Genomic DNA, 7,060 nt, shown 5'->3' on the forward strand with positions numbered 1-7,060 from the left:
CGAACGCAGCCTCGCAGGCTCGGCAGCTGCTACAGGTCGCGTGATGGCTTGACTGAGCGGCATTTTCCCTATTGCGCAAAGAAAAACGCCCCGAACAAGTCGAGGCGTTATCAAAAGAACGACACGGTTACTTCTCGGCGCGTTCCTTGAGGGCTTTCAAGGTATTGAACGGGGCATCCACCACGAACTTGTTGGCTACCATCGACGGCACGCTGCCGCCCGGCTCGGTGTGCACCTGATAGGTCACTTCGATCTGGTCACCCTTGGGTACGAACTTCCAGAAACCGTCGACCTTGGCGACCCGGACGAAGCCTTTTTCTTCAGGAATGTATTTCGGTACGCCTTCGAGCTTGCGGGTCAGGCTGCCATCGGCGCCCTCGATAGTGGTGACGTGCAAAACCGAATCACGGGGAGTAACCGGCCACGGGGTGTTGAACTGAGTGTAGGTCCAGCTCTGGTCACCTTCGTGCTTGAGCAGCTTCTGGGTTTTGCACTCGTGAATCCAGGCGCAGGCGCCAGGCACGTCTTCCTGCAACGCACGCAGCTTGGCCATGGTGGTCTTCATCAGCGTGACGCCCTGGTAGGCCTTGTAGTCGGAGCCGGCCACTTCACTCAGGGAGATCTTGATGCCGTCTTCGTCTTTCTTGACTTTCCAGTCTTCGGCCTGGGCCGTCGAGGTAGCCAGCACAACCGTCAAACCACACAACACAGCCATACGATGCAGCGAACCCATAGTCTTATTCCTTATTGTTGAAGTTCCGTTCGTTGGGCTTGCACCTGCGATCACCTTCAGGTCTTTCGCAGGTGATCGCAGGTGCGAGCCCACACATCACGCCGCCGTCATTTGCTCCCACCAGCCAATCAACCGGATGGCTTCTTCGCTGCTGCTTCCGCACACCTCGGGGTCGGCCTCGAAGGCAGAACACACCGCTGGCCGTTCCGGCTGGCCGAAAATACCGCACAGGTTATCGGAGGAAAGTTGCAGGCAACGTTGCCCCGCGGCCTTGCCATTGGGCATACCGGGAATCGGCGAACTGATGGAAGGGGCAATGCAACAAGCGCCACAGCCCTCACGGCATTTCATGACGACAAGCTCCTCGCGACGAGCAATGTGTTAATGGACGGGGCACAGAGTACCCGCTAAAACAGTTGTTTTAAATTACCTGCGAGCGGGTTTTTCAATGCAAACGGGCATGACCGGCCAGTCTCCGACAAAGCGTCTGGCCTGCGGCGCGCGGTTCCTGGCGGGGTTACTGCTTGAACTCGAAATCCAGTGCCGCGCCTTCGACCTCGTGGCGCACTTCATTTCGCAGTTGCAGCTGCATTTCATTGCTGATCAGGCGGCCGTTGAGTTGGAAATCGCTGCTGCCGCTTTTGTCACCGAACATCTGGGGTAACAACGGTTCGCGCCTGACCAACGGCACCGTTCCGACCGGCTTGAGTTCCTGAACCATATCCTTGGGCAAGCTCAGATCCAGCCTGGCAGATGGAAGCTCGGTCTTTACCACCTCGCTGGCCGGTTTCGATTTTGCGGCAATGGGTGGACGCTTTTTCACGGGGGCAGCCTGCTTACTGGCCGCCGGGTTTTTTTTCGCAGGTGCGGCTTCTATCGGTGCGACGTGGAAACTGCCGGTAGTCTGTTCCTGCTCGGTGGCAGCCACGGCGGATGCCGGCTGAATACTCGCAAACAGGCAGAGCAAAAGCCAGGCGGCAGGAAAAGTCGGTTTCATGGATCCAACGGTGGGTGCAAACGGCAGAGGTGCCTATGCTCGCCTGTTGCAGCCCACAAGACAAGCGCAGTCGCAGCCTGTTACAAACCCCCAGCCATCTCCTGGCAGAGTTGGGTGGCCAGCATGCCCAGTGTCATCAATGCGCGCTCGGCTTCACGGTTCCACGGGATGCCGCAGTTGAGCCGGATGCAGTGATTGAATTGCTCGGTATTACTGAAGATCAGCCCCGGCGCGATACTGATGCCCTGCTGCAATGCACGCACGTGCAACTCTTGCGTGTTGACCCGCCCCGGCAGACTGACCCACAGAATGAAGCCGCCGGTAGGCCGGGTCATCTGCGTGCCTTCCGGGAAATACTGCTGCACGGCCAGCTGGAAGGCACTGAGGTTCTTCCGATACTCCTGACGGATGAAGCGCAAATGCCGGTCGTACCCGCCATTTTCCAGGTAAGCGGCAATGCCCATCTGGGTCACGCTGCACGCGGAATGCGTGCTGAAGGTCTGCAAGCGCTGGATTTCCTGCTGATACTTGCCGGCAATCATCCAGCCGATCCGCACGCCGGGCGACAGGGTCTTGGAGAAGCTCGAACAATAGATCACCCGGTCCAACCGATCGTAGGCCTTGAGGGACTTGGTGCGCCCCTGCTCGAACATCAGCTCACCGTAGATATCGTCTTCGACAATCTGGATATCGAAGTCCGACGCCAGGCGCAGCAATTGTTTCTGCCGTTCTTCCGGCATGGTGCCGCCCAATGGATTGCTCAGTCGGGTGGTCAGTACCAACGCCTTGATCGACCATTGGTTGGCCGCCAGTTGCAGGGCTTCCAGGCTCATGCCCGTGGCCGGATCGCTGGGGATCTCGATGACCTTGAGGCCCAACAGGTCGGCCAGTTGCAGCAAGCCGTAATAGGTCGGAGACTCGGCCGCGATCAGATCGCCCGGACGGGTCAGCACACGCAAGGACATCTGCAGCGCATCGACGCAACCGTGGGTGATCACCACTTCTGACGGATCGACCACCACGCCGGCATCGCGCATGCGGATCGCCACCTGTCGGCGCAACGGCTCGAAACCGGGGCTGAACATGTAGCTGAAGGCCCGCGGACTATGGAAACGGGTGACCTTGGCCAACTGCTGATGCAGTGCCCGCACCGGCAAATAGTCGACACTCGGCACCGCAGCGCCCAGCGGGAAGACACCTTCACGACGGGATTCGACCAGGACTTGCTGAATGATGCTGCTGCGGGTGACCAGGCCGGGGCGCTCGACCCGGGCGATGTCCGGCGTCGGTGCGGTGAGTGCCGGCGTCTGGTGCACGTAGTAACCCGACTGCGGCCGGGCGCGGATCAGCCCCTGATCCTCGAGATTGGCATACGCCTGCAACACCGTCGCATGGCTGACATTGAGCTGCGAGCTCATCTTGCGCACCGAAGGCACGCGCTCTCCCGGCTGATAGACCCCACGGCGGATGTCTTCGGCCAGTTGTTGAGCAATACGTTGATAGAGCAAAAGATTGGTCATGACGCAGCACTCGATTTCACGGGCATTTTATTCTTGTGTGAAACAATACCGGAACAGTTTAGAAGTGTACGGGGACAGTTGCCACAATAGTCGACCGTACAGTGCAGTGTCAGCAAAATCTGTACTGTTTTGTGCGGTAATCGGCAGGCGTAAAAAAACCCGGCGCTGCATGGCAGGCCGGGCTTTCCAGCGACGCAACCCTTAGCGGGCAGCGCCGAGCTGGCCCTTTTCGTCGGAAAACACAATTTCCACCCGACGATTCTGCGCACGGCCCCGTTCCGACGCATTCGCGTCCACAGGATACTCGTCGCCATAACCCTCGACCTGGATGCGCTTGTCGTCGATACCCAGGTCCATCAGCACGTCAGCCACCGATTGCGCGCGGTCGCGGGACAGCTTGAGGTTTTCCTGCTTGCCCCCGGTACTGTCCGTATAACCTTCGATCCGCACCACCCGCTTGGGGTTGAGTTGCAGGAACTGCACGATCTTCAACACCACACGGTTGGCCGACGGCTTCAATTCCGCTTCGCCGGTGTCGAACAGCATGTCGCCCAATGTCATCACCAGGCCACGGTCGGTCTGGCTGGTGGTCAATGCCAGGATCTGCTCCTCGAGCCATTTGCCTTGCTGCTGCACGCTGAACAGTTTGGATTCACGCAGTGCCAGTTGCAGACGCTGCCGTTCCAGTTCGAGTTTCGCCGCTTGCTCTTCGTTGAGCACCTGATTGGTGTGCTCCCGGGCAATGGCGCTGTAGCGCTGGCTCAGGTAGGCGTAATGCACCACGTCCGAACCGCTGCCCCAATAGCTGGACAGGCGATCGGCACGGGCCAGGGATTCACCGGCGCGAATTACGTCCTTGGGGGCGATTCGCAGCACATTGGAGTCTTCCTTGACCTTCTGAAAGTCGGTACCGGCCTGCTGCAATGCAGTCTCGCTGTGCTGGCTGGCGCAGCCAAAGAGGCTCGCGCAGCCTGCCAGGATCAAACCGCCGAGGGCTTTGCTCTTGAGGCTCATTGGGCATCTCCCAGTTGCTTGCGCAGGCGGGCGATGCGGGTGTTGAGCACGTTCAACTGTTCCTCGCTCTTGACCGTCAACACCTTGGCTTCAGCCAGGCGCGCATCGAGTTCGGCCTGTTCGGCCCGCATGCGTGCGTTTTTGAAGGATTGATCGGTCATGTTGCCCTTGGCGCGGTTGAACTTGTCTTCGGCCAGTTTCATTTCCGGCACATCGTCGGCCGTGGCGCCCACGGCCTTGGCCTGTTCGAGTGCCTGTTCGGTCAGGCGAATCTGTTCATTCGGCGCAGGATCGGTTGCACAACCCGCCAGGGCGGCAAAGACCACGGCAGCGAAAAGAGGTCGAATACTCACTGAAAATCCTTACTGTTTTGGGGTACTGACGGGTTGTTGCGGGGGGATTGGCTGTGGTTGTGAGCGTTGTGCTTTCCAGCGCTCGATATTGCGCATCAGCACGGCCTCCGTCAGTCCGGACGCAGGCAATTCTGTCATCTTTTTGGCCAACTGTCCGCGCAACCACGGATCGTTGCAGGCCGAGTCATGGGAAATCGCCAGGTACAGGCCAGGCTTGTCGACCGGTTGCGAGCGTGCGACCAGGTCAGCGGCCATGCCCAGTGTCTGTGCAGACGCCATGCCCGAGTAACGCCCTGCGAGTACAAACTCGACCTCGCCCAACAGCAGTTTCTGAAAGGCCTGGGTCAGGCTGGACGTGTGCGTGAGGGTCAGTTGCTGTCCGGCAAAGGTGCTGAATTGCGCGGTCAATCGTGCCTTTTCCGACACGGCACCGAGATGGCCGTGCAGGTCCTGTGCTTCGTTGTAGACCAGGGTCGAGTCCTTGCGAGTCCAGACCAGATAGTCGTTTTCCAGCAAGGGTGGATGGATGTAGTCCAGGGTTTCCAGCTCGCTGACGGTCAACGTCGCGTCCGCCAGCATGTCCATGCGCCCGCTGCGCACTTCGTCCAGGGCCTGGGCGCGTTTGCCGGCATAAAGCAGTTCGACCTTGAGCCCCAGCTCCCCCGCCACCTGTTGCAACAAATCGGCACTGGCACCGATCAGGTATTTGGGATTCTGCGGGTCTTGCCACAGGTACGGCGGCGCGTCCGGGCTGCCAGTGACCACCAGGCGCTCGCATTTACCTGCGGCGACAGACAGTGCTGGCAATAGCGTCAATCCCAGCAAGCTCCACACAAGGCGCAGATCCATGGCTTCACACTCCACTCATACCCGGTTATGCCCCCCCTGCAGGAGCGAGCTCGCTCCTACAGAAGAGCAAAAAAAAGCCCGACCAAAAGGCCGGGCTCTTTATAAGTGAAGTAGCCGGATTAGACCAGCTTCTCCAGCTCAGGGATGGCTTCGAAGAGGTCCGCCACCAGGCCGTAATCGGCCACCTGGAAGATCGGCGCTTCTTCGTCCTTGTTGATCGCAACGATCACTTTGGAGTCTTTCATGCCGGCCAGGTGCTGGATCGCGCCGGAGATACCGACGGCGATGTACAGCTGTGGCGCAACGATCTTGCCGGTCTGACCGACCTGCATGTCGTTGGGAACAAAACCTGCGTCGACCGCGGCGCGCGATGCACCGACGGCAGCGCCCAGCTTGTCGGCCAGGGCGTACAGGTGTTTGAAGTTGTCGCCGTTCTGCATGCCGCGGCCGCCGGAAACGACGATCTTGGCAGCGGTCAGTTCCGGACGATCGGACTTGGCCAGTTCTTCGCCGACGAAGCTGGAGATGCCAGCGTCGTGGGCAGCGCCAACGGCTTCAACAGCAGCCGAACCACCGTCAGCGGCAACCGGGTCGAAACCGGTGGCACGCACGGTGATCACTTTGACTGCAGCGTTCGATTGCACGGTAGCGATGGCGTTACCGGCGTAGATCGGACGCTTGAAGGTGTCAGCGCTTTCTACCGAGATGATCTCGGAGATCTGGTCAACGTCCAGTGCAGCGGCAACGCGCGGCAGGATGTTTTTGCCGTTGGAAGTGGCGGCAGCCAGGATGTGGCTGTAGCCCTTGCCGAGTTCGACGACCAGAGGAGCAACGTTTTCCGGCAACTGATGCGCGTAAGCGGCGTTGTCAGCGTTCAGGACTTTGCTCACGCCAGCGATTTTCGCAGCGGCTTGCGCCACGGCGCCAGCGCCCTGGCCAGCGACCAGCACGTGGATGTCGCCGCCGATTTTGGCAGCGGCAGCCACGGTGTTCAGCGTGGCCGGGGCCAGCACTTTATTGTCGTGTTCAGCGATTACCAAGATAGTCATGATCAGATTACCTTCGCTTCGTTTTTCAGTTTCTCGACCAGTTCAGCCACCGACTTGACCTTGATACCCGCGCTGCGTGCAGCCGGCGCTTCGACTTTCACAGTCTTGTTGGTGGAGGCGGTGGAAACGCCCAAAGCGTCCGGAGTCAGCACTTCGAGAGGCTTCTTCTTGGCTTTCATGATGTTTGGCAGAGACGCGTAGCGCGGCTCGTTCAAACGCAGGTCGGTGGTGACGATGGCCGGCAGTTTCAGGGAAACTGTCTGCGCGCCGCCGTCGATTTCACGGGTGACAGCAACGCTGTCGCCGCTGATTTCGACTTTGGACGCGAACGTGCCCTGACCGTAGCCGCTCAATGCCGCGAGCATCTGGCCAGTCTGGTTGTTGTCGCTGTCGATGGCCTGTTTGCCAAGGATCACCAGCTGAGGCTGTTCCTTGTCGACAACAGCTTTCAACAGTTTGGCAACAGCCAGGGAAGTCAGGTCTTCGGCGGACTCGACGAGGATGGCGCGGTCGGCACCCAGAGCCAGCGCGGTGCGCAGTTGCTC

9 protein-coding genes are annotated in these 7,060 nt (G+C 59.7%); all 9 read right to left on the reverse strand.

Annotated features, from left to right (window positions below; all coding sequences use genetic code 11):
• Positions 1–127 precede the first annotated feature (127 nt).
• Positions 128–733 carry an START domain-containing protein gene (locus PMI34_RS13040; protein WP_008050362.1) on the reverse strand — a complete coding sequence of 202 codons (606 nt, stop codon included), beginning with the start codon at positions 731–733 and terminating at the stop codon, positions 128–130.
• A 96-nt stretch (positions 734–829) separates the two neighbouring features.
• Positions 830–1,084, reverse strand: a complete 255-nt coding sequence (locus PMI34_RS13035) for a YkgJ family cysteine cluster protein (RefSeq protein ID WP_008050363.1) — start codon at positions 1,082–1,084, stop codon at positions 830–832.
• Between the two features lie 166 nt (positions 1,085–1,250).
• A complete protein-coding gene (locus PMI34_RS13030; RefSeq protein WP_008050364.1) occupies positions 1,251–1,730 on the reverse strand; it encodes a hypothetical protein in 480 nt (159 codons plus the stop codon).
• Between the two features lie 80 nt (positions 1,731–1,810).
• The gene (locus PMI34_RS13025) at positions 1,811–3,250 is read right to left on the reverse strand and encodes an aminotransferase-like domain-containing protein (protein ID WP_008050371.1); all 1,440 of its coding nucleotides are present in this window, start codon (positions 3,248–3,250) and stop codon (positions 1,811–1,813) included.
• 201 nt (positions 3,251–3,451) lie between these two features.
• Complete coding sequence (locus PMI34_RS13020; RefSeq protein WP_008050373.1) at positions 3,452–4,264, reverse strand: OmpA family protein; 813 nt, start codon at positions 4,262–4,264, stop codon at positions 3,452–3,454.
• On the reverse strand, positions 4,261–4,617 hold the full coding sequence (locus PMI34_RS13015; protein ID WP_008050374.1) for a DUF4398 domain-containing protein: 357 nt from the start codon (positions 4,615–4,617) through the stop codon (positions 4,261–4,263). The genes PMI34_RS13020 and PMI34_RS13015 overlap by 4 nt, the downstream gene beginning before the upstream one ends.
• A 9-nt stretch (positions 4,618–4,626) precedes the next feature.
• Positions 4,627–5,466: a substrate-binding periplasmic protein gene (locus tag PMI34_RS13010; RefSeq protein ID WP_008050377.1), complete on the reverse strand. Its 840-nt coding sequence runs from the start codon at positions 5,464–5,466 to the stop codon at positions 4,627–4,629.
• A gap of 119 nt (positions 5,467–5,585) precedes the next feature.
• Complete coding sequence (locus PMI34_RS13005; RefSeq protein ID WP_008050378.1) at positions 5,586–6,515, reverse strand: electron transfer flavoprotein subunit alpha/FixB family protein; 930 nt, start codon at positions 6,513–6,515, stop codon at positions 5,586–5,588.
• Between the two features lie 2 nt (positions 6,516–6,517).
• On the reverse strand, positions 6,518–7,060 hold a 543-nt coding region (locus PMI34_RS13000), incomplete at its 5' end, for an electron transfer flavoprotein subunit beta/FixA family protein (RefSeq protein WP_008050384.1).

Source organism: Pseudomonas sp. GM74 (assembly GCF_000282455.1).
Lineage (GTDB): Bacteria > Pseudomonadota > Gammaproteobacteria > Pseudomonadales > Pseudomonadaceae > Aquipseudomonas.